This is a genomic window from Phenylobacterium hankyongense (assembly GCF_003254505.1).
Classification (GTDB): Bacteria; Pseudomonadota; Alphaproteobacteria; order Caulobacterales; family Caulobacteraceae; genus Phenylobacterium; species Phenylobacterium hankyongense.
The window spans coordinates 847,898-868,161 of sequence record NZ_QFYP01000001.1; the positions used below are offsets into that span (position 1 = coordinate 847,898).

Sequence of the window (20,264 nt, forward strand, 5' to 3'; positions counted from 1 at the left end):
CCATGGCGCTGTCGGCCAACGACGCCTTCGCCACCGGCGGCGCCCGCCGCCGCCGCCGCTACGGCCGCGGTCGGCGCGGCACGCTGTCGGAGATCAACGTCACGCCGCTGGTGGACGTGATGCTGGTGCTGCTGATCGTGTTCATGATCTCCGCCCCGCTGCTGACGGTGGGCGTGCCCGTCGAGCTGCCGAAAACCGAGGCCGGCTCGATGCAGGACCAGACCGAGCCGCTCAGCGTCTCGATCAAGGCCGACGGCGCGATCTTCGTGGGCGAGGACCCGGTGATCTTCGCCGGCCTCGCGCCGCGCCTGCGCGAGATGGCGGGGTCGCAGACCAGCAAGCCGATCTTCGTCCGCGCCGACGGCCGCGCCACCTACGCCGTGGTGGCGCAGGTGATGGCCGCGCTCTCCACCTCCGGCTTCACCTCGATTAACCTGATCACCGACACCGGCGGCCCGACCTCCGGGGGCAAGCCCGCGACCCCCGCCCCGCCGATGCCGGAGACGGCCACGCCGTGACCCGCCGGGAGCTCTCGCCTGCGATGCTCGGCTCCGTGCTGCTGCACGCGAGCGTCGCCGCCGCGCTGCTGATCTCCTGGCGCTTCAACCGCGACCTGAAGGTGGGGACCGTGGTCCCGGTGACCATCGTCGCCAACGCGCCGTCGACGGACATCCGCCCGGCCATCGAGGCGCCGGAGACCCAGACCGCCCAGGCCGAGCAGTCGATCCCCGACGCCCCGCCCCAGGCCGCGCCGCCGGCTCCGCAGCCGCAACCCCTGCCGCCCGCGCCGGCGCCGGCCCCGGCCAAGGCTGCGCCACCGACTCCTGCGCCCAAGGCGATCAAGCCCGCCGAAGCCACCCCGGCCGCCAAGCCGCAGCCGCCGACCAAGGCCGACAAGGGCCTCGACCTCGATGCGCTGGCCGCCACGGTCTCGAAGATGTCCAAGCCGGCCGGCGCGCGCCCGTCGTCGGCCGCCAAGGGCCTGCCCCGGCCGGAGACCGCGCCGCAGGCCCGGCCGGCGATCGGGGCCGGCGTCTCCGCCGCCGCGCTCAGCGGCCTGACCGACGAGCTGCAGCGCCGCTGGAACCCCAACTGCGACGTGGAGGCCGGGCGCGACATCCAGGTGCGGGTGGCCTTCACCCTGGGCGCCGGCGGCCAGGTGGTCGGCAATGTGACCTCGCAGATCCGCGGCGCGCAGAACGCGCTCAGCCAGGCGGCGGCGGACCGGGCGGTGCGGGCGGTCTACGCGGCTTCACCTTTCCGCAACCTGCCGCGCGAGTTCTATGGCGATAAGATCGCCGTCAACTTCAACGCCCGCGAGGCCTGCTCGTCATGACGTCCCAACCTCGGAGTCCGCTGATGCGGCTGAAGACCCTGATCCTGGCGCTGATGGCCGCGGTGTTCGCCGCCGGCCTGTCGGCGCCCGCGGCGTGGGCCGACATCGAGGTGAACGTCAACCGCGGCGACGCCCAGCCGCTGCCCATCGCGGTGCCGGCGTTCGGCGGCGGCCAGGCCGGCGCGGACATCGCCGGGGTCATCGCCGCCAACCTGCAGCGTTCGGGCCTGTTCCGGCCGCTCGATCCGGCCAGCTTCGTGGAGAAGGACCTCAACACCGCCGTGCAGCCGCGCTTCCCCGACTGGAAGCAGATCAACGCCCAGGCGCTGGTGAACGGCCAGGTGACGGTGCAGAACGGCCAGCTGGTGGTCGACTTCCGCCTCTGGGACGTGTTCGCCGAGCAGCAGCTGCTGGGCCTGCAGTTCACCTCCAGCCCGGAGAACTGGCGGCGGGTTGCGCACAAGATCTCCGACCAGATCTACGAGCGGCTGACCGGCGAGAAGGGCTATTTCGACACCCGCGTGGTGTTCGTGGCCGAAACCGGCGGCCGGGGGACCCGCACCAAGCGGCTGGCGATCATGGACCAGGACGGCGCCAACCCCAGCTACCTCACCGACGGCTCCTACATCGTCATGACGCCGAGGTTCTCCTCGACCAGCCAGGAGCTCACCTACATGGCGCTGCGGCCGGAGGGCTCGGCCATCTACCTGTTCAACCTGGAGACCGGCCGGCGCGAGAGCCTCGGCGACTTCAAGGGCATGGTCTTCGCCCCGCGCTTCTCGCCGGACGGCGGCAAGGTGGCCTTCTCGGTGGAGCGCGGCGGCAACAGCGACATCTTCGTGATGGACCTGCGCAGCCATTCGACCGCCCGGCTGACCGCCGATCCGTCCATCGACACCTCGCCGTCGTTCTCGCCCGACGGCTCGAAGATCGTCTTCAACTCCGACCGCGGCGGCAACCCGCAGCTCTACGTGATGGGCGCGGACGGCTCGAACCCGCGGCGGATCTCCTTCGGCCAGGGCCGCTACACCACCCCGGTCTGGAGCCCGACCGGGGAGTTCATCGCCTTCACCAAACAGACGGGTGGACAGTTCCACATCGGGGTGATGAAGCCGGACGGCTCCGATGAGCGGATCCTCACCTCCAGCTACCTGGACGAGGGTCCGACGTGGGCGCCCAACGGCCGGGTGCTGATGTTCTCCCGCGAGACCTCAGGAGGCGCCTCCAAGCTGTGGAGCGTCGACGTCACCGGCCGCATCCTGCAGCCGGTGCCCTATCCGGGCGGCGGCTCCGATCCGGCGTGGTCGCCACTGCTTAACTAGACTTGCCTCAACCAGGGTTGCGCCCGAACGCCGCCCGTTAGACTCTGCCCCCGGCGCTGCGGCGCCTTCGATGACCAAAGGAGACGCTTTCCAGATGGCTATGAGCTTCAACCGCGGGCACGCCCTGCGCCTCGCCCTGATCGCAACCGCGGCCGCGTCCGTGGCGGCGTGCGCCTCGCGCCCGAAGCCCAGCTTCCCGACCACGCCGCCGCCCGCCGCCCAGCCGGCCCCGCCGCCCGCCGCGCCGGCCCCCGCCCCCGGCCCGGTCGCCCAGGGCCCGCTGGCCGGCTCCGAGCAGGACTTCGTGATCAACATCGGCGACCGCGCCTATTTCGACTTCGACAGCTATTCGCTGCGCCCCGACGCCCAGGCCACGGTCGACGGCCAGGCCGGCTGGCTGCGCCGCTATCCGGCGGTGCGCGTGCGCATCGAAGGCAATTGCGACGAGCGCGGCACCCGCGAATACAACCTCGCCCTCGGCGCCCGCCGGGCCAATGCGGTGCGCGACTACCTGGTCTCGCACGGGGTGACGCCGGACCGGATCACCACGGTCTCCTACGGCAAGGAGAAGCCGATCGATCCGGGCACGGGCGACGAGGCGGACGCCAAGAACCGCAACGGCCACACCGCGATCATCGGCGGCGCCCGCTAAGGCGGCGCCGTAAATCCGCCGCCCGCCTCGTCGAAGGTTTCGTCCATGATCTTCCGCAGCCTCCGCCTGCCCGCCGCCGCGCTCGCCCTCATGCTGGTGGCGGCGCCGGCGATGTCGCAGACGCCCATGGACGATCCCCTCGACGCGCGCGACGCCAAGCGCGTGGACCGCATGGAGAAGGTGGTGCGCGAGCTGCGCGCCATCGTCTTCCAGGCCCAGAGCACCGGCAAGCCGGTGGTGGTGCAGCCCGCCGACACCGACGCGCGGATGCAGGACCTCGCCACCCGCATCGGGGATCTCGAGCAGTCGCTGACCAAGCTCAACGGCTCGCTCGAGACCACCACCCACGAGCTGGACCAGACGCGGCGCGACAACACCGCCCTCCAGGGCCAGGTGAAGGCGCTGACCGACCGCCTGACCGCCGCCGAGCAGAAGGCGACGGAAGCCGCGACGCCGCCGCCTGCGCCGGTCGCGGAGCAGGCCCCGGCCCCCGCGGCGCCGACCAAGGTCAGCGCCACCGCGGCTTTCGCCCAGGCCCGCCAACTGATGCTGAGCGGCGACTACGACGCCGCCCAGGGCGCCTTCGGCGACTACGTCCAGGCCTATCCGGACGGGCCGAAGACCCCGGAGGCCCGCTACTGGCTGGGCAAGACGCTGAGCGTCAAAGGCGCCCACGCCGAGGCCGCCGGCGCCTACATCGGCGCGATCCGCGGCTGGCCGCAGACCGCCTGGGCGCCCGACGCGGTGGTCGAGCTCTCCAGGTCCCTGGTGGCGCTGAAGAAGCCCGCCGACGCCTGCCAGACGCTGGCCGAGCTCGGCAAGCGCTACCCCAAGGCCCCGGCCGCCGTGACCGCCCGCGCCGCCGCGGTGCGCGCCCAGGCGAAGTGCTCGTAGCCGAGACCTCGCGCGCCACCCGGCCCGACGCCGCGGGCGACGTTTCCGCGGTCGCCGCAAAGATCCTCGATGAGCGGCTGCTTGCCGCCGGCCCCCGGCCGCTGGCGGTGGCCTTCTCCGGCGGCGGCGATTCCCTCGCCCTGCTGCTCGCCGCCGAGGCCTGGGCGCGCCGCCACGGCCGCGAGCTCCTGGCGCTCACCGTCGACCATCGGCTGCAGCCGCAGAGCCGCGCCTGGACCGAGGCCTGCGCCGCCACCGCCGCGCGGCTCGGGGTGCGCTTCGAGGCCCTGGCCTGGGAGGGCGAGAAGCCGGCGCAGGGCCTGCCCGCCGCCGCCCGCGCCGCCCGCCACCGCCTGCTGGCCGCCGCCGCCCGGCGGGCCGGCGCGCGGGTCATCCTGATCGGCCACACCGCCGACGACCGGCTGGAGGTGAAGGCCATGCGGCAGGCGGGCTCCACCACGCCCGATCCCCGCGTCTGGTCGCCCTCGCCCAGCTGGCCGGAGGGCCGCGGCGTCTTCCTGCTGCGCCCGCTGATCGGCGTGCGGCGCGCCGCGATCCGCCGCTGGCTGAGCGCGCGCGGCGAGGGCTGGATCGACGACCCGGCCAACGACGACCCGCGGTTCGCCCGCGCCCGCGCCCGCCGCGACCTCGGCCCCGACGCCGCCCCCATCGGCGCCGCTGCGCCCGCGCCGCTGGAGCTGGCGCGGCACTGCCGCGCCGGTCCGTCCGACGGGCTCTCCATCGCGCGCACGGCGCTGCGGCAGGCCTCCTTGGAGACTGCCCACCGGCTGGTCGCGCTCGCCGCAGTCTGCGCCGGCGGCGGCGACCGGACGCCGGGGCGCGGGGCGCTGGACCGGGTTCTGGCGCTGCTGCGCGGCGACGCCGACGTCACCGCGACCCTGGCCGGGGCGCGGATCGAGGCGGACGGCCGCGAGGTCAGGTTCCTGCGCGAGGCTGGGGAGACGGCGCGGGGCGGCCTGTCGCCGGTGGCCTTGCGCGCCGACGAGCCCGCGGTCTGGGACGGCCGGTTCGAACTGACCGCGACGCGCGACGGCCTGGAGGCGCGGGCGCTGGCCGGCCTGTCACGCCGACTGCCGGACGCGCAGCGGCGCGCCCTGGCGGCGCTGCCGGCCCCGGCGCGGCCGGGCCTTCCGGTGGTCGTCGACGCGTCCGGCGCGGTCAGCTGCCCGCTGCTGGCCGACGAAGGCGGGGTGATCGTCCGATCCCTGGTCCAGGACCGCCTGCTGGCCGCCGCCGGCCTGGTCGAGCGCGAGCCCGGCTAGCGCTCCTTAGCGCCCCGCGGCGTGCAGCACGTGCTCGACGCCGCGGACGATCGGATCGGCAAAACGGCGGCCCAGCAGGCTGGCGTGACCGGCGCCCGCCACGTGTTCCACATAGCCGTACCGCGACCCGAGCGCCGGGATCGCCTGGATGGCCTTGAGGCCCGGCGCGCTGCGTTCGGCGCCGGCGGTGACCACCGCCACCGGCATGTTCGCCGGCAGTTCCGCCTCCGCCGCCTGGTCGGAGGTCGCCGGCCAGTAGGCCACCTCTTCCGCCGCCCAGTGCGCATGATCGGCCAGGCCGTAGATCCGCCGCTTCTCCGCCGCCGCCAGGCCGGTCAGACCGATCATGTTGCTGGCCACGGCGGCCACCGGCTTCATCATCCCGAACCGCGCGCCGGCGCTGACCAGGCGCAGCGCCCGGCCATAGCTGCGCACCACCCGCGGGCCGGTGGCGGTCTTCATGATGTCCGGCGTCACCGCGTCCACCAACACCACGCCCACGGCCTTGTCGGGATGGGTGAGCGCGAACAGCCGCACCATCAGCCCGCCCATGGAATGGCCCACCAGCACGAAGGGGCCGGGCTCGTCCAGCTCCCGGACCAGGGCCGCCAAGTCGGCGACGATGGCCCGGCCGTCGCGCGGCTTGGGCCCGGGATCGGAGTGGCCGAGGCCGGCGCGGTCATAGGCGATGCTGCGCAGGCCCTTGGCGGTGAGCCGCGTCTGGACCTCCGCCCAGTCGGCGGCGCAGCCGAAGGCCCCGTGCTCCAGCAGGATGGTCGGCCGGTCGCCCGGAGGGGGACCGGCCTGCACGATCCGCAGGCCGCGGCCGCCGACATCGACCTTCTCGCCCCGATAGGGCGCACGCTGGGGCTGGGACATCGCTTGGGACATCGGGGCTCGGAAATCCGGCTGGAGGGTTACGCGCTGGCCTTCTGGAACGCCTTCGGCCGGCGCGTGCCGCCCTGCCGCGCCAGCATCCAGCCGGGATACTCCGCCGCCAGTTCGCTGGCGTCGTCGAGCCGGGTGATCTCTTCTTCGGTGAGTTGCAGGTCGACGGCGGCCAGGTTGTCGTCCAGCTGTTCCTGGGTCTTGGCGCCGATGATGATGCTCATGACGTGCGGCTTGGCGAGCAGCCAGGCCAGCGCCACGCGGGCCACCGAGACGCCGTGCGCCTCGCCCACCTCGCGCATCACCTCGACGCACTTCCAGGCGCGGTCCTTGTCCACCGGCGGGAAGTCGAAGTTGGTGCGCCGCGCGTCCTGCGGATTGTTCGAACCCGGCCCGAACTTGCCCGACAGCAGGCCGCCGGCCAGCGGCGACCAGACCATGAGCCCGAGGTTCTCGGAGGTCAGCATCGGGACCAGCTCGCGCTCCAGGTCGCGGCCGGCGATGGAGTAGTAGGCCTGCAGGGTCTCGAAGCGGGCGTAGCCCTTGGCCTCGCTGATCCCCAGCGCCTTGGCGATCTTCCAGGCCGTCCAGTTGGACACGCCCACATAGCGGACCAGCCCCTGGCGGGTGAGGTCGTCCAGCGCCCGCAAGGTCTCCTCGATCGGCGTGACCACGTCGTTGCCGTGGATCTGGTAGAGGTCGATGTGGTCGGTCTGCAGCCGCTCCAGGCTCATCTGCACCGAATCCATGATGTGGCCGCGCGAGGCGCCGCGGTCGTTGGGGCCCGGGCCCATCTCGCCGAACACCTTGGTGGCGATCACCACGTCCTTGCGCTTGACCCCGAGGTTCTTCAGCGACTGGCCCAGCAGCCGCTCGGACTCGCCGAAGGAATAGACGTCGGCGGTGTCGATGAAGTTGACCCCGGCCTCCAGCGCGCGGCCGACGATGCCGTCCACCTCGCCCTGCTGCAGGGCGCCGATGGCCCGCCACATCCCGGCGCTTTCGGAGCCGCCGAAGGTCATCGTCCCCAGGCAGATTTCAGACACATAGAGGCCTGTCCGGCCGAGCTGGTGGTACTTCATGCGGCGATCTCCGTGGGGCTCGCCGACATATGGTCAGGCCAAGCCTGACCGTCGAGGGGACGGCGTCGATTTTGGCCGCGATTTATAGGCCGAGCGTGGCGCGCGGGCGCCCGTCCGCGCCGATCGTCACGGTGGCGTTCATCGCCGAGTCGGCGGCGCTGGCGGCGACGTCGGCTTCCTCGCGGGCGGCCATCAGCGCCCGCTTCGACTTGGGGATGTTCGACACATAGGCCACGCGCACGCGCCGGGGCGCCCGCAGCGCGGCCTTCAGCGGCAGGTCCTCGGCGGTCGCGAAGCTGCGGCCGAGGAACAGCTCGGGGTTCAGCGGCCGGTCCTTGGCGTCGTGGATCTCGAAATGCAGGTGGGCGCCGGTGGAGGTGCCGGTCGATCCGGTCCGGCCGACCGCGCTGCCGGCCTTCAGGGCCGCGCCGGGCGCGACCAGCGGATCGAAGGCGGCGAGGTGGCCGTAGAGGGTGGTCAGGCCCTCGGCGTGCTTCAGCTCGACGAACCGGCCGTAGCCCGGGTCCTGGCCGGTGCGCACGACCACGCCGTCGGCGGCCGCGAGGATCGGCTGGCCGGTCGGGGCGGCGATATCGACGCCGGCGTGCAGCCGGCCGTGCTCTTCCCACGGCAGCTGGCGCAGGCCGAAGGGCGAGTCGACCTCATAGCCCGGCAGCGGGCTCTGGAACGCGATCAGCACGGGCGGCGGGGCGACGGGAGCCTGCGGCGCCGGCGCCGCGGCCAGGCGGGCTCGGGGCGGATTGGCGATCTGCGAGGTCTTGGGCAGGGCGGCGTGCGCGGCGGTGATCAGGCCGAGCGCCAGACCGCCGCCCACCGCGGCGTCCACCAGCCAATGTCGCGCGCGCGACTCCCGGGCCAAGCTCGGTTCAGCCATGGGCGAAAGCCTCCCAGCAACTGCTTCGCCCGTAGAGGTCCGCACATCGAGCGGCGGGGCTGCGGCAGGTCCCGTTGATCAACGGATGGTTAACTGGGCGGCCATCTAGGCCAAATTCGGGCGCGACGCACGCCGTTATTCGCCGCCGCGGAACCCCCTTGCTCCGGGTTAGTCGGGTTCCACTAGAACATGAATCGCACGACGCCGCGCACGTCGTACTCCCGGTAGCCGTTGTCGAACACCGCGCCGGCGTCGAAGCTGTAGAGCACCTGCTGGGCTTCGCCCTTGATCCCCAGGCGCGCCACGGCGCCGCCCGACGCCACGGCCTCCGGATCGAGGGTGAAGGCGGTCCCGCCGGTGAAGCGGGCGGTGGTCTTGCCGGAGTCGCCCGACAGCTTGGCCCGCCAGCCGAGCTTCAGTTCGGGTCCCCACCAGGCCTCGTCGCCGAACCGCGCGCCCAGCGCCAGCAGCGCCTCGCCGGTGAGCAGGTCGCCGTTCCGGCTGTCGACCTTCAGGTCGAAGGCCGGGCCGCCGCCGGCCTCCTGGTAGCCATCCTCGGTGAGGCGCAGATAGTCGAGGGAGAGCTCCGGCCGCGCGTAGGCCCAGCCCATCTGCGCCTCATAGGAGGCGCCGGCGTGGACGTCGGCGATCCAGCCGCTCCACTTGCCGCGGGTGGCGAGGTTGAGGTCCGCGGAGCCGAGGCGGCGGTCGCTGTCGAACCGCACATAGCCCAGGCCGGCGCGGGCGTCGGCGTGCAGGCCGCCCGCCTGCAGGCGCCAGTAGAGACCGCCCTCGAAGACGTTAATCGAGATCCGCTCGCCGACCGCCGCGCCCTTGTCCTTGTAGTCGGTGCTGACGAAGCTGCCGCTGACCCCGAGCGCATTGGCCTCGCCGACCAGCTCCAGCCCGGTGGCCAGGCCGAAGCCCTGGGCGCGGAAGCCCTGCGCCTGGTCGCGGTCGCGGTCGACGCGGAACATGATCTCCTGCGCCCACACCCCGGTCTCGCCGATCCCCTGGCGCGCCACCGGCTGGCTGACGGCCTGGGAGATGGCCCCGGATATGGCGTGCGCCGACATCAGCGCGCCGCCTGAATGGTCCGGCAGCATCTGGTCGTAGAGGCCGGCGAACCCGGCCTGGGTCTTCTGCGCCAGGAAGGCGGCCTGCACCGCGCGGTCCTTGTCCAGCGCATTGAACACCGCGCCATAGGCCTCCGCGCCCGAGCGGTTGAGGCCCAGCTCGGCGGCGGTCTTCGGGCGCAGGTCGACCACCAGGGCGTTGGCGGCCGCGTCGGCGCGCAGGCTGGCGGCGTAGAGGTAGGGCGCGCCGGCCAGGGTGGTCGTCAGGGCGCCGGCCTGCAGCGAGCCGGCGCGGATGATCTCGTAGGACCTGGCGCTCTTCAGCAGCGAGGCGAGGCTGAGGTCGACCTGCGCGCCCGTGGCCAGGCTGGCGACGCCGGAGACCTTGAACGCGGTTCCGGTGTTGGCGGCGGGGTCGATGTTCACCGCCAGCACCCCCTTGGCCCCGACGCTCAGCGTGGTCAGCTGGACGGTGTCGGTGTTGGTGACGCTGAGGCGTCCCTCGCGGATGTCCAGCGTCAGCCGGCCGTCGGTGTCGGTGAGCCGGCCCGTGGCGCTGGCGCCCCCGTCGAGGACCAGGGTGTCGGCCCCGGCACCGAAGGCCATGGCGCCCGTCAGCGTCCCGCCCGAGAGCTCCAGCCGGTCGTCGCCGGCGCCGAACAGCACGTCGCCGACGATGGCCGGCTGGCTGGTCGCGGTCGCCTTGATCTGACGCACGACCGCGCCCGAACTGTTGGCCCGCAGGTCCAGCGCCACCGCCTGGCCGACGGCGGTCGAGCCGGTCTTCGGCGTAGAGACGGCGCGGATCACGCCGGTGTTCTCCACCAGGCCGAGCGTCCCCGACAGGTCGACCACCGCGCGGGCGTCCTGCGACCCGCTGGTGAGGACGGCTTTGATGGTCCCGGAGTTGCGCAAGGCGGGCACGACCGCCCCGGCGTTCAGCAGCAGCGCCGTGGCGCTCCCGCCCTGGGCCGTGACGTCGGCTCCATAGGCCTGGGCGCTGATCACACCGGCCTGGTTGTTGATCCCGCCGGCGATGGCGGTGGTCCCCCCGCCGGCCTGGCCGATGCGGATCGCGGTCGCCGCCACCCCGTCGTTGACGCCATGGCCGATGACCTGGCCGCGGATCACCAGGCCAAAGCCGTCGTCGCCGGTCCCCACCGCGCCGATCGCCGTCGCCCGCTCCGAGCCGATGTCGAGCGCCGGCGCGGCGCCGATGGCGGTGAGCACGGCGGTCCCCTCCTGGGCGTCGGGGACGCCGTCCTTGTCCTCGTCGGGATCGGCCGGGTTGGCGTCGGCGGGCGGGCGATCGAGCAGGACGCCCTTGCCGACGTTGCCGGTGATCCGCACCGCCGCGCCGCTCTGCTTGAGATCGTCGGCGTCGAGCTTGGCCCGCGCCGCGTCCGCCAGCCGGTCGGTGTAGCGGTAGCCGGTGGCCGTGAAAGCGTTCTGCAGCCGCACGCCGCCGTCGACGTCGCCCAGCCGCACGGCCGACGCGCCCTCGCCCTGGACGCTGACCGGGCCGGTGACCCGCACGTCGCCGGCCACCGCCGTCGCCGAGATCCCCACCGAGCGGTCGCCGGTCACTGTGACCGCGCCGGCGCTGATCAGATTGCCGGCCAGCCGGGGCTCCACCTGGATCCCCGCGGAGTCGTTGCCTTCGACGGTGATCGCGCCGCCCGCGTCGTTGCGGATGTCGCCGGCGAAGGCCCCCGCTCCCGTGAGCCGGATCCCGAAGCGGCCGGCGCCCTTGGCCAGCGGCCCGTCGAGGTCGCCGTCCTTGTCGGTGTCCTCCGCCGTGTAGTCCTCCACCAGGCTGATCGTGCCGGCGTTGATCACCCCGCCGCCGCCGCTCAGCACGAGGATGCCGGTCGAGCCGTCCAGGTTGTTGAAGCTGATCGTGCCGGCGTTCTTGACGATGTTGGGCGAGTTCAGGGTCACGGCGGCGCCGGCCGCCGCCGGCTTGATCGAGCCCGCCGCCTCGATGGTGAGGTCGTCGGCGTGTCCCGCCGCCGCGGTGGCGGTGGCCACCGGCGCGGTCGTGGCCGTGGAGATCTTGGTTTCGGCCTGCGCGACGCCGGCATTCAGGAGTGGCACGAGGGCCACGGACACGAACAGACGCTTCATCGAAGACCCCCCACACGACGCGCGGGCCCTCGAAAAGCCGTGCCGTTTGGGAAGCACTATGCTAGGCGTGACGAGCGGCTATGCGTTGTGTAATTATAAGTTGCGTAAAAACTGTATTCGTCCGGCGACGGCGCCGCAAGGCCTTTCGCGTGGGCCCGTGGTGTTGAGGAAGAACGAGTCATGCCCAGACCGGCCGCGGATCCCGCCAAGACGGCGCAGACCAAGGTGTTGCGCCAGCAGGCGGGGCGCTGGCTGAAGACCGCGCGGGAGACCGCCGGGATCACCCAGGCCGAACTCGCCGAGCGGGTGGGGCTGCGCTACTACACCTTCGTCAGCCAGGTGGAGAGCGGCCTCGGCCGCCTGCCGATCGAGACGCAGCGGGCCTGGGCCGAGGCCCTGGGCCTCGACCCCCGCGACTTCGCCCAGACCCTGCTGCGCTATTACGAGCCCGAGCTCTACCGGCTGCTGTTCTCCGACCCCGTCGGCCGCGCGGTCGCGCAGGCGTAACCGGTCTCGCGAACGTCCATGGGCGACATCCTTCCCTTCGTGGCCAAGGTGCGCGCCGGCGGTGACTGGACCGCCGGCGAGCGCACGCGCCTGGAGGAGCTGGCCGACCGCTTCGCCGCCGTCGCCAGCAAGGTCGAGGTGGTGTTCGGCGCCACCGACGAGGGCGACCCCTGGTGCGTGGTCAAGGACGAGAACGAGGAGGTGCTGGTCCACGTCGCGCGGATCGACGGCCGCTTCGTGGTCCACTACGCGCTCGACGACGCCCTGAACGAGGGGACCGACCTGCCCGGCGCGCTGGGCGAGCGGCTGAGCTGGGAGGAGGTCCGCGACGACGTGGTGGTGCCGTTCAGCCGCCAGGCGCAGTCGTTCATCGCCCTGCTGGTGGCCGCGGCCTTCTTCTACGAGACCTCGCGCATGGGCGCGCCGGACACCACCCACGAGGCGCATGGCGCCCTCCCCGACCTGTCCGACCCGCCGCCGCCGCTCCCCGATACCCTGGACCTGGGCGGCAAGCGCGACCTGACCGTGCACGGCGCGGTCGTCCTGGCGAGCGCCGCAGACGACCCCGCGCCCTCACCGGGGCCCACCGCCGCCTGGACACCCGAAGCGCCCCTGGCCGAGGCCGCGGCGCTCAATGCGGCGCCGGTGGACGATAACGCTCCGGCTCCGCCGTCGCTGGCCCTGCCCGCCGCCGCCGAGCCCGCGAGCGCGCCGATCGTCCAGCTGGTTTCGGACGTCCCGGCGCCGCACCTGGTCATGGGCACGGCCGGCGACGACCGGCTGACCGGCGGGCCCGGCTCGGACCACCTGGTGGGCGGGGCGGGCGACGACACCCTCTCCGGCGGCGGCGCGGCCCGCGGCGGCGTCGACCTGCTGGAGGGCGGTCCCGGCAACGACCGCATCGAGCTCGGCCCGCAGGTGGTGGCGAGCGGCGGCCCGGGCGCCGACACCTTCGTGGTCGAGGCGCCGGCGCGGATGGGCGACGCCAGCCAGCGGCTCGGCGTGGTGCTGGATTTCCGCGGCGCCGAGGGCGACCGGCTGGTGACCGCCGCCGGCCAGCCGGTGACCGTGGTCGCGGTGACGACGACGAAGGTGGAGGTCTCGGCGACCTTTGGTCCGCCCACCCGCCATCCCGACCAGCCGCCGACGCTGACCGCCCTGGTCGACGCCCGGCAGGTGGAGGTCGACCTCAACGGCGACGGGAAGCCGGACGGCTATGTGGTGCTGGTCGATCCGGCGCCGGGCGCCTCGGCGCATGCATCGGCCGAAAGCCCAGCCGCCACCGACGAGCCGCCGGTGGTGCTGACCGGCCACGCCCTGGACTACGCCCTCTTCGGCTGAGGCCGCTCAGAGGGCCTTGATGATCCCCTCGACCATCTTCTTGGCGTCGCCGAACAGCATCATGGTGTTGTCGCGGAAGAACAGCTCGTTCTCGACGCCGGCGTAGCCCGAGCTCATCCCGCGCTTCACGAACAGCACGGTGCGGGCCTTCTCCACGTCGAGGATCGGCATGCCGAAGATCGGGCTGGCGGGGTCGGTCTTGGCCGCCGGGTTGGTGACGTCGTTGGCGCCGATCACGAAGGCCACGTCGGCGGTCGGGAACTCGGCGTTGATGTCCTCCAGCTCGAAGACCTCGTCATAGGGGACGTTGGCCTCGGCCAGCAGCACGTTCATGTGCCCAGGCATGCGGCCGGCGACCGGGTGGATGGCGTACTTCACGTCGACGCCCTCCTCCTTCAGCTTGTCGGCCATCTCGCGCAGCGCGTGCTGCGCCTGGCTCACCGCCATGCCGTAGCCGGGGACGATGATCACCTTCGACGCGTTCTTCATGATGAAGGCGGCGTCGTCGGCGCTGCCCTGCTTGACGGGGCGGGTCTCGACCTTGCCGGCCCCGGCCGCGGCGCTGTCGTCGGCCCCGAAGCCGCCGAGGATCACCGAGACGAAGCTGCGGTTCATCCCCTTGCACATGATGTAGCTGAGGATGGCGCCCGACGAGCCGACCAGGGCGCCGGTGATGATCAGGGTGGTGTTCTCGAGCGTGAAGCCCAGCGCCGCCGCCGCCCAGCCGGAGTAGCTGTTCAGCATCGAGACCACGACCGGCATGTCCGCGCCGCCGATCGGGATGATCAGGGTGACGCCGATCAACAGGGCCAGCGCGAAGATCCCCCAGAAGGCCCACAGCGCGCCGCCGCCGCTGAGCACCAGCATCACCACCAGGGCGACGATACCGGCGGCAATGGCCATGTTCAGCAGGTGGCGGCCGGGCAGGAGGATCGGCGCGCCGCTCATGTTGCCGTTCAGCTTGGCGAAGGCGATCACCGAGCCGGTGAAGGTGATGGCGCCGATGGCCAGGCCCAGCGACAGCTCGATCAAGGAGTTGAGGTGGATGACCCCGTCCGCGCCGGCGATGCCATAGGCCTGCGGCGTGTGGATCGCGGCCACCGCCACCAGGCAGGCGGCCATGCCGACCAGGCTGTGGAAGGCCGCCACCAGCTGCGGCATGGAGGTCATGGCCACGCGCCGCGCGATGACCGCGCCGACGCCGCCGCCGATGGCCACGCCGCCCACGATCAGGCCGAGCGTCAGCGCGTCCAGAAAGCCCTGGGTCCAGAGGGTGGCGAGCGCGGTGGCGACGGCGATCGCCATGCCGATCATGCCGTTGCGGTTGCCCGCCTGGCTGGTGGTCGGGCTGGAGAGGCCGCGCAGCGCCAGGATGAACAGGACGCCGGAGACGAGGTAGAGGATGGCCGCGAGGTTGGCGTTCACTTCGCGCCGTCCTTCTTCAGGGCGGGGGCCTTCTTCTTGTACATGGCGAGCATCCGGCGGACGACGAGGAAGCCGCCGAAGATGTTGACGGAGGCGAAGGCGGTGGCGACGCCGCCGGCGCCCTTGGAGATCAGCACGTTGCGGGTCAGCTCGCCGGTCGGGGCGTGCGCCGAGGCGGCCAGCAGGGCGCCGACGATGATCACCGAGGAGATGGCGTTGGTGACCGCCATCAGCGGCGTGTGCAGGGCCGGGGTGACGCTCCAGACGACGTAGTAGCCGACGAAGATCGCCAGCACGAAGATCGCCAGTCGGAAGACTGTGGGGTCGACGGCTTCCATCGCTTGCCTCAGCTCTTGAGTTGCGGGTGGACGACGGCGCCGCCCTGGGTGACCAGCGCCGCCTTGAGGATCTCGTCCTCGTAGTCGGGGGCGAACTGGCCTTCCTTGTTCAGGAACAGGCCGGCGAAGGCGAAGAGGTTGCGGGCGTAGAGGGCCGAGGCGTCGGCGGCGATCCGGCCCGGCAGGTTGGCGACGCCGAGGATCTTCACCCCGTTCTGGGTCACCGCCACTTCGCCGAGCTTGGCGCCCTCGACGTTTCCGCCCTGCTCGATGGCCAGGTCGACGATCACCGAGCCGGGCTTCATCGAGGCGACCTGGGCGGCGCTGACCAGCTTCGGCGCCGGGCGGCCGGGGATCAGGGCGGTGGTGATCACCATGTCCTGCTTGGCGATGTGGCTGGAGACCAGTTCGGCCTGCTTGGCCTGGTATTCCGCGCTCATCTCCTTGGCGTAGCCGCCGGCGGTCTGGGCGTTCTTGAACTCCTCGTCCTCGACGGCGAGGAACTTGGCGCCCAGGCTCTCCACCTGCTCCTTGGTGGCGGGGCGCACGTCGGTGGCGGTGACCACCGCGCCGAGCCGCCGGGCGGTGGCGATCGCCTGTAGGCCGGCGACGCCGACGCCCATGACGAACACCTTGGCCGCGGCGATGGTGCCGGCGGCAGTCATCATCATCGGCATGGCCCGGCCGTAGGCTTCCGCGCCCTCGATCACCGCGCGGTAGCCGGCGAGGTTGGCCTGCGAGGACAGCACGTCCATCACCTGGGCGCGGGTGATCCGCGGCACGAACTCCATGGCGAAGGCGGTGGCGCCGGCCTTCGCCAGCGCCTCCAGCTGGGCCTTGTCCTGGTAGGGGTTGAGCACCGCCGCGACGATCGCGCCCTTCGGCAGGGCGGCGATCTCGTCGGCTTCGGGCGCGCGGACCTTGAACAGGATGTCGGCCTTCGCCAGCGCATCCTTCAGCGTCTTGGCGATCGTCGCGCCGGCCGCGGCGTAGTCGGCGTCGGGATAGGAGGCGGCGCTGCCGGCGCCGGCCTCCACGGTCACGGCGAAGCCCGCGGCGATCAGCTTCTTCACCGTCTCCGGAACCGCGGCCACGCGGGTCTCGCCGGCGCGGCGTTCCTTGGTTACGGCGATGACGGCCATGCCGCGAAGTCCCCCAGATTCAGCGCGAATTGCGCCGGACCTTACGGGCGCGGGTCAGCCTCTGTCCAGCAGCGCTGGACGACGCCGTCGGTCAGATGTTCGAAGCGCGGCCTCAGCTTTACTGGGGCCGAGGCCGAATGTCGGCGTGCTAGTGCGCCGCGGCCTTGCCGCCGCGCAGCACGAAGATGCCGAGCGCCAGCACCACCCCGGCCGTCACCAGGCCGCCCAGGAAGCCGGCGCCGGTGCAGAACCACAGGGTCAGGAACAGCAGGCCGGAGGCCACGGCCAGCGAGCCCCACTTGGTCATGCCCATGACCAGGTGGAAGGTGGACACCTGCTCCTGGATGTCCATTTCGCCGCGATGATAGGTGGACGCGTGGTCGGCCATTACGAAGATGCTCGCTGGTAAGTGAGAAATACCCGGGTGGCGGGGTGCTACACGAGACCCGCGCGCCGCTCAAGCGGGGCGGTCGGGCCAGGCGGCAAGTAGGGCCCGCAACGCCGCAACCAGCGCCAGCGGCTGGTCGATCATGATGTGATGGTGCGCATCGGGGATCTCGACCTCCAGCATGCCCGGCGGAAAGGGGCTGGGCTGGCCGGCCCTGCGGCGCTCCAGGATGCGGCTGTTCTGGCCGAACACGTGGACCATGGGGGTGACGATCTTCGGCCCGCCTTCGGCCGACGGCATCATCCCGCTGCGGTCGAGCTTGTTCCACATGTTCGGGTCGAACTTCCAGGTCCAGCCCTCGCCCGAGCCGTCCTCCAGCGGCGCGCGCTTCAGGGAGCGGCGGGCGATGAAGTCGGCGATGTTCGGATTGCCGGCCGGCTGCGGCGGCATCAGCCGGAAGCGGGCCAGGGCCGCCTCCATGGTCGGATAGACGCGGCTCGGCCGGTCGACGGTGGGGATGTTGCGGATTTCCTCCATCCGCTTCTGCCGCGCGGCCAGCTCCTCCGGCGGCGGACCGCCGAAGCCGGTGTCGACCAGGATCGCCGCATGCATCCGCTCCGGAAAGCGGGCGGCGGCGAAGAACACCTGCCCGCCGCCGAACGAGTGGCCGATGTAGGTCGGCTTGCGGCCGCCCTCGTAGAGGCCGGTCGCCCGGGCCACGGCCTCGGCGTCCTCGGCGAAGTCGGTGAAGGCGTAGCGCTCGCGCCAGCCGGAATCGCCCATGCCGGCCAGCGACATCGAGGCCACCCGGTAATCCTGCGCGAAGAACGGGGCGATGAAGCTCCACCAGTCGGCGTGGGCGCTGTTGCCGTGCACGAACAGCAGGCCCGGCTTGCCGACCTCGCCCCAGGTCAGGACCTCGAGCTGGGTGCCCAGGCTCTCGACGAATCCGCGCTCCGGCTCGATGGCGATGGCGTCCTTGAACCACTGCGGCGAGGGCGGTTCGGCCCCGCGATAGGCGGCCAGCGGCGCCTGCACCTCGGGCGGCAGCTGCCCCGGCTCGGTGTGGACCGGCCGGTCGTCGTAGGTCTCACGGGTGTCGCCCCTCGGGGCGGCTTCGTCGGCCATGATCTCTCTCACGCGGTGCTGCCCCCGTGACTAACAAGCGTTTGAAAAATGGCAAGCGCCATCGCCCCGTGTCCGCGCTGGCCAAGCAATGGCAGGCGGTTAAGCTCCGCGCACAAGGGAGAGATCGCGCATGTTCAACCGCCTGCTTCTCGGATGCGCCGCCGCGCTGATGGCGCTCGGCTCCGCCGCCGCCGCGCCGCAGATCCTGGCGCCGCCCGCCGCGCCCGGCCCGGCGGTGCAGCCCTATGTGCGGGTCGGCGCCGGCGCCACCGTGCTCCGCCACGTGACGCTGATCGACGGCACGGGCGCGCCGGCGCAGGCCGACCGCACGGTCATCCTGCGCGACGGGAAGATCGCCGCGGTCGGACCGGCCGGCCTGGCGGCGCCCAAGGGCGCGACCGTGCTCGACCTGCCGGGCCACACGGTGCTGCCCGGCCTCGTGGGCATGCATGACCACATGTACTACATCGCCCGGCCGAACCTCGACGCCGCCGGCCATTCCGAGCCGCCCCTGGTCGTCCCGCAGATGACCTTCAGCTCGCCCCGGCTCTACCTGGCGGCCGGCGTGACGACCCTGCGCACCACCGGCAGCGTCGAGCCCTACGCCGACATCAACGTCAAACGGATGATCGACGCCGGCCAGATGGTCGGCCCGCACATGGACGTCACCGGCCCCTACCTGGAGGGCGCCGGCAGCCCGTTCATCCAGATGCACCCGCTAACGGACGCCGAGGACGCGCGGCGCACCGTCGCCTTCTGGGCCGACCAGGGCGCCACGTCCTTCAAGGCCTACATGAACATCACCCGCGCCGAGCTGAAGGCGGCGGTGGAGGAGGCGCACAGGCGCGGCCTGAAGATCACCGGCCACCTCTGCTCGGTGACCTATCCCGAAGCCGCCGAGCTCGGCATCGACAACCTGGAGCACGGCTTCTTCGTCAACACCCAGCTCGATCCGGGCAAGGCGGTCGACGCCTGTCCCGCCACCGTCGGCACGCCCACCCTGCTGGCGATGACCCCGCAGAGCCCCGAGGCCGACGCCCTGATCCGCCTGCTGGTCGACCGCCACGTGGCGCTGACCTCGACCCTGCCGGTGTTCGAGCAGAGCGTGCCGGGGCATGCGCCGCTGAACCCGCGGGCCATGGCGGTGCTGACGCCGGAGGCGCGGGAGGCCTACCTCTACGCCCGCAACGCCCGCAACAGCCCGCCGCGGGAGCGGTTCGCGGACACCGCCCGGGCTTTCCAGAACGCCCTGGGCCTGGAGCGGAAGTTCGTGGCCGCCGGCGGGCTGCTGATGGCCGGGCCCGACCCCACCGGCAACGGCGGCGTCATCCCCGGCTTCGGCGACCAGCGCGAGATCGAGCTCCTGGTGGAGGCGGGATTCCGGCCGGAGGAGGCGATCCGCATCGCCACCCTGAACGGGGCCACCTATCTGGGCCTGGCCGACCGCATCGGTTCGATCGCGCCGGGCAAGAACGCCGATCTGGTGGTGGTGAAGGGCGACCCCTCGAAGGCGATCGCCGACATCGAGAACGTGGAGATCGTCTTCAAGGACGGGGTCGGCTACGACCCGGGGCGGCTGCTGTCGTCGGTGCAGGGGCGCTACGGCCAGTACTGAGGCTGATCAGCGCCGCGCGTTCGGCCGGCGTCAGCACCCGCCAGCGGCCCTCCGGCAGGTCGCCCAGCAGCAGCGGGCCGATCCGCACCCGGAACAGGTCGGTGACGTGCAGGCCCACCAGCTCGCACATCCGGCGGATCTGGCGGTTGCGGCCCTCCTTGAGGATGAAGCGCAGCTGCTGGTCGCCGACCACGCCGATCTTCGCCGGCCGCAGCTGGCGGCCGTCCAGCCGCAGGCCGTGGCGCAGCTGGCCGAGCTTGCCCTCGGTGATCTTGCCGGCGACCCGGACCAGGTACTCCTTGTCGAGGTCCGACTCCGGCCCGACCAGCGCCTTGGCCAGCACGCCGTCGTCGGAGAGGATCAGCAGGCCGCGGGAGTCCATGTCGAGCCGGCCGAGCGGCGCCAGGCTGGTGTCGGCGTCGGGGATCGCCGGGCTGTCGCCCAGCAGCGCGGCCTTGGTCAGCAGGCGCACGGCCGGCACCTGGCCGGGGTCGGGCTGGGCGGAGACCACGCCCTCCGGCTTGTGCAGCAGGACGCTGAAGCTGGCGTCCAGCTGGCTCTGGGCGGCGTCGGACAGCACCAGGGTCTGGCCCGGCTGGATCTTGCGGCCCGCGTCGGTGACGGTCTCGCCGTCGACGGCCACCAGGCCGCGGGCGATCAGGTCGTCCGCCTCGCGGCGCGAGCAGACGCCGCTCTGCGCCAGCCAGCGGTTGACGCGCTGCGGCTCGGCCTCGTCATAGCGTCGCGTCCAGCCCATGGGGTTCTGTAGGGCCCAAGGCCGACGACCCGCAAGACCGGCGGGCGGCCGATGTGCCATATGGGCCT

General features: G+C 72.4%; 19 protein-coding genes. 9 read left to right on the forward strand and 10 right to left on the reverse strand.

Annotated elements, in window-relative coordinates; genetic code table 11:
• Positions 1 to 2: 2 nt before the first annotated feature.
• From DJ021_RS04060 to tilS, 6 genes are all read left to right on the forward strand, one after another.
• Positions 3 to 518: an ExbD/TolR family protein gene (locus tag DJ021_RS04060; RefSeq protein WP_111456329.1), complete on the forward strand. Its 516-nt coding sequence runs from the start codon at positions 3 to 5 to the stop codon at positions 516 to 518.
• The gene (locus tag DJ021_RS04065; protein WP_279386483.1) at positions 515 to 1,336 is read left to right on the forward strand and encodes an energy transducer TonB; all 822 of its coding nucleotides are present in this window, start codon (positions 515 to 517) and stop codon (positions 1,334 to 1,336) included. The genes DJ021_RS04060 and DJ021_RS04065 overlap by 4 nt, the downstream gene beginning before the upstream one ends.
• A 23-nt stretch (positions 1,337 to 1,359) precedes the next feature.
• Complete coding sequence (tolB, locus tag DJ021_RS04070; protein ID WP_111456331.1) at positions 1,360 to 2,658, forward strand: Tol-Pal system beta propeller repeat protein TolB; 1,299 nt, start codon at positions 1,360 to 1,362, stop codon at positions 2,656 to 2,658.
• 100 nt (positions 2,659 to 2,758) lie between these two features.
• Positions 2,759 to 3,310, forward strand: coding sequence for a peptidoglycan-associated lipoprotein Pal (pal, locus tag DJ021_RS04075; RefSeq protein ID WP_111456332.1), 552 nt, complete (start codon positions 2,759 to 2,761; stop codon positions 3,308 to 3,310).
• Positions 3,311 to 3,355: 45 nt separating this feature from the next.
• On the forward strand, positions 3,356 to 4,204 hold the full coding sequence (gene ybgF, locus DJ021_RS04080) for a tol-pal system protein YbgF (RefSeq protein ID WP_111456333.1): 849 nt from the start codon (positions 3,356 to 3,358) through the stop codon (positions 4,202 to 4,204).
• Positions 4,195 to 5,487 (forward strand): tRNA lysidine(34) synthetase TilS, encoded by a 1,293-nt coding sequence (gene tilS, locus DJ021_RS04085; protein ID WP_243625903.1) that lies wholly within the window; start codon positions 4,195 to 4,197, stop codon positions 5,485 to 5,487. Before ybgF ends, tilS begins: the two co-directional genes overlap by 10 nt.
• A gap of 6 nt (positions 5,488 to 5,493) precedes the next feature.
• Here tilS and DJ021_RS04090 read toward each other — a convergent pair whose 3' ends face one another.
• The 4 genes from DJ021_RS04090 to DJ021_RS04105 all read right to left on the reverse strand — a co-directional run bounded on the left by DJ021_RS04090 (position 5,494) and on the right by DJ021_RS04105 (position 11,555).
• Entirely contained in the window at positions 5,494 to 6,378 is an 885-nt protein-coding gene (locus DJ021_RS04090; protein ID WP_111456334.1) for an alpha/beta fold hydrolase, read from the reverse strand.
• Positions 6,379 to 6,404: 26 nt separating this feature from the next.
• Positions 6,405 to 7,457 carry an aldo/keto reductase gene (locus DJ021_RS04095; protein ID WP_111456335.1) on the reverse strand — a complete coding sequence of 351 codons (1,053 nt, stop codon included), beginning with the start codon at positions 7,455 to 7,457 and terminating at the stop codon, positions 6,405 to 6,407.
• A gap of 82 nt (positions 7,458 to 7,539) precedes the next feature.
• Entirely contained in the window at positions 7,540 to 8,352 is an 813-nt protein-coding gene (locus DJ021_RS04100; protein WP_111456336.1) for a M23 family metallopeptidase, read from the reverse strand.
• A 182-nt stretch (positions 8,353 to 8,534) separates the two neighbouring features.
• Positions 8,535 to 11,555, reverse strand: a complete 3,021-nt coding sequence (locus tag DJ021_RS04105) for an autotransporter outer membrane beta-barrel domain-containing protein (RefSeq protein WP_111456337.1) — start codon at positions 11,553 to 11,555, stop codon at positions 8,535 to 8,537.
• Between the two features lie 180 nt (positions 11,556 to 11,735).
• Between DJ021_RS04105 and DJ021_RS04110 the strand changes: the two genes are divergently transcribed.
• Together DJ021_RS04110 and DJ021_RS19065 are read left to right on the forward strand one after the other, a co-directional pair.
• The gene (locus tag DJ021_RS04110) at positions 11,736 to 12,062 is read left to right on the forward strand and encodes a helix-turn-helix domain-containing protein (protein ID WP_111456338.1); all 327 of its coding nucleotides are present in this window, start codon (positions 11,736 to 11,738) and stop codon (positions 12,060 to 12,062) included.
• Between the two features lie 18 nt (positions 12,063 to 12,080).
• The gene (locus tag DJ021_RS19065) at positions 12,081 to 13,403 is read left to right on the forward strand and encodes a calcium-binding protein (RefSeq protein WP_207801763.1); all 1,323 of its coding nucleotides are present in this window, start codon (positions 12,081 to 12,083) and stop codon (positions 13,401 to 13,403) included.
• A gap of 6 nt (positions 13,404 to 13,409) precedes the next feature.
• On the opposite strand, the gene DJ021_RS04120 is transcribed toward DJ021_RS19065, so the two are convergent.
• The 5 genes from DJ021_RS04120 to DJ021_RS04140 all read right to left on the reverse strand — a co-directional run bounded on the left by DJ021_RS04120 (position 13,410) and on the right by DJ021_RS04140 (position 17,824).
• A complete protein-coding gene (locus DJ021_RS04120) occupies positions 13,410 to 14,828 on the reverse strand; it encodes an NAD(P)(+) transhydrogenase (Re/Si-specific) subunit beta (RefSeq protein WP_111456339.1) in 1,419 nt (472 codons plus the stop codon).
• Complete coding sequence (locus DJ021_RS04125; RefSeq protein WP_111456340.1) at positions 14,825 to 15,166, reverse strand: NAD(P) transhydrogenase subunit alpha part 2; 342 nt, start codon at positions 15,164 to 15,166, stop codon at positions 14,825 to 14,827. Before DJ021_RS04125 ends, DJ021_RS04120 begins: the two co-directional genes overlap by 4 nt.
• 8 nt (positions 15,167 to 15,174) lie before the next feature.
• Positions 15,175 to 16,308, reverse strand: coding sequence for a Re/Si-specific NAD(P)(+) transhydrogenase subunit alpha (locus DJ021_RS04130; RefSeq protein WP_111456341.1), 1,134 nt, complete (start codon positions 16,306 to 16,308; stop codon positions 15,175 to 15,177).
• 148 nt (positions 16,309 to 16,456) lie between these two features.
• Positions 16,457 to 16,696, reverse strand: a complete 240-nt coding sequence (locus tag DJ021_RS04135) for an aa3-type cytochrome c oxidase subunit IV (protein WP_111456342.1) — start codon at positions 16,694 to 16,696, stop codon at positions 16,457 to 16,459.
• A gap of 69 nt (positions 16,697 to 16,765) precedes the next feature.
• A complete protein-coding gene (locus DJ021_RS04140) occupies positions 16,766 to 17,824 on the reverse strand; it encodes an alpha/beta hydrolase (RefSeq protein ID WP_111456343.1) in 1,059 nt (352 codons plus the stop codon).
• Positions 17,825 to 17,954: 130 nt separating this feature from the next.
• Here DJ021_RS04140 and DJ021_RS04145 point away from each other — a divergent pair, with 130 nt between their 5' ends.
• Complete coding sequence (locus DJ021_RS04145) at positions 17,955 to 19,439, forward strand: amidohydrolase family protein (RefSeq protein WP_207801764.1); 1,485 nt, start codon at positions 17,955 to 17,957, stop codon at positions 19,437 to 19,439.
• Here the strand turns inward: DJ021_RS04145 and DJ021_RS04150 are convergent.
• Positions 19,369 to 20,196, reverse strand: coding sequence for a pseudouridine synthase (locus DJ021_RS04150; RefSeq protein WP_111456344.1), 828 nt, complete (start codon positions 20,194 to 20,196; stop codon positions 19,369 to 19,371). The two genes, DJ021_RS04145 and DJ021_RS04150, sit on opposite strands and share 71 nt — an antisense overlap.
• Positions 20,197 to 20,264 lie beyond the last annotated feature (68 nt).

Bases quoted from the DNA above. Each gene is read 5' to 3' on its own strand.
- DJ021_RS04060 (WP_111456329.1), top strand. From the start codon at position 3: ATGGCGCTGTCGGCCAACGACGCCTTCGCCACCGGCGGCGCCCGCCGC.
- tolB (WP_111456331.1), top strand. From the start codon at position 1,360: ATGCGGCTGAAGACCCTGATCCTGGCGCTGATGGCCGCGGTGTTCGCC.
- pal (WP_111456332.1), top strand. From the start codon at position 2,759: ATGAGCTTCAACCGCGGGCACGCCCTGCGCCTCGCCCTGATCGCAACC.
- ybgF (WP_111456333.1), top strand. From the start codon at position 3,356: ATGATCTTCCGCAGCCTCCGCCTGCCCGCCGCCGCGCTCGCCCTCATG.
- DJ021_RS04090 (WP_111456334.1), bottom strand. From the start codon at position 6,378: ATGTCCCAAGCGATGTCCCAGCCCCAGCGTGCGCCCTATCGGGGCGAG.
- DJ021_RS04095 (WP_111456335.1), bottom strand. From the start codon at position 7,457: ATGAAGTACCACCAGCTCGGCCGGACAGGCCTCTATGTGTCTGAAATC.
- DJ021_RS04100 (WP_111456336.1), bottom strand. From the start codon at position 8,352: ATGGCTGAACCGAGCTTGGCCCGGGAGTCGCGCGCGCGACATTGGCTG.
- DJ021_RS04105 (WP_111456337.1), bottom strand. From the start codon at position 11,555: ATGAAGCGTCTGTTCGTGTCCGTGGCCCTCGTGCCACTCCTGAATGCC.
- DJ021_RS04110 (WP_111456338.1), top strand. From the start codon at position 11,736: ATGCCCAGACCGGCCGCGGATCCCGCCAAGACGGCGCAGACCAAGGTG.
- DJ021_RS19065 (WP_207801763.1), top strand. From the start codon at position 12,081: ATGGGCGACATCCTTCCCTTCGTGGCCAAGGTGCGCGCCGGCGGTGAC.
- DJ021_RS04125 (WP_111456340.1), bottom strand. From the start codon at position 15,166: ATGGAAGCCGTCGACCCCACAGTCTTCCGACTGGCGATCTTCGTGCTG.
- DJ021_RS04130 (WP_111456341.1), bottom strand. From the start codon at position 16,308: ATGGCCGTCATCGCCGTAACCAAGGAACGCCGCGCCGGCGAGACCCGC.
- DJ021_RS04135 (WP_111456342.1), bottom strand. From the start codon at position 16,696: ATGGCCGACCACGCGTCCACCTATCATCGCGGCGAAATGGACATCCAG.
- DJ021_RS04140 (WP_111456343.1), bottom strand. From the start codon at position 17,824: ATGGCCGACGAAGCCGCCCCGAGGGGCGACACCCGTGAGACCTACGAC.
- DJ021_RS04145 (WP_207801764.1), top strand. From the start codon at position 17,955: ATGTTCAACCGCCTGCTTCTCGGATGCGCCGCCGCGCTGATGGCGCTC.
- DJ021_RS04150 (WP_111456344.1), bottom strand. From the start codon at position 20,196: ATGGGCTGGACGCGACGCTATGACGAGGCCGAGCCGCAGCGCGTCAAC.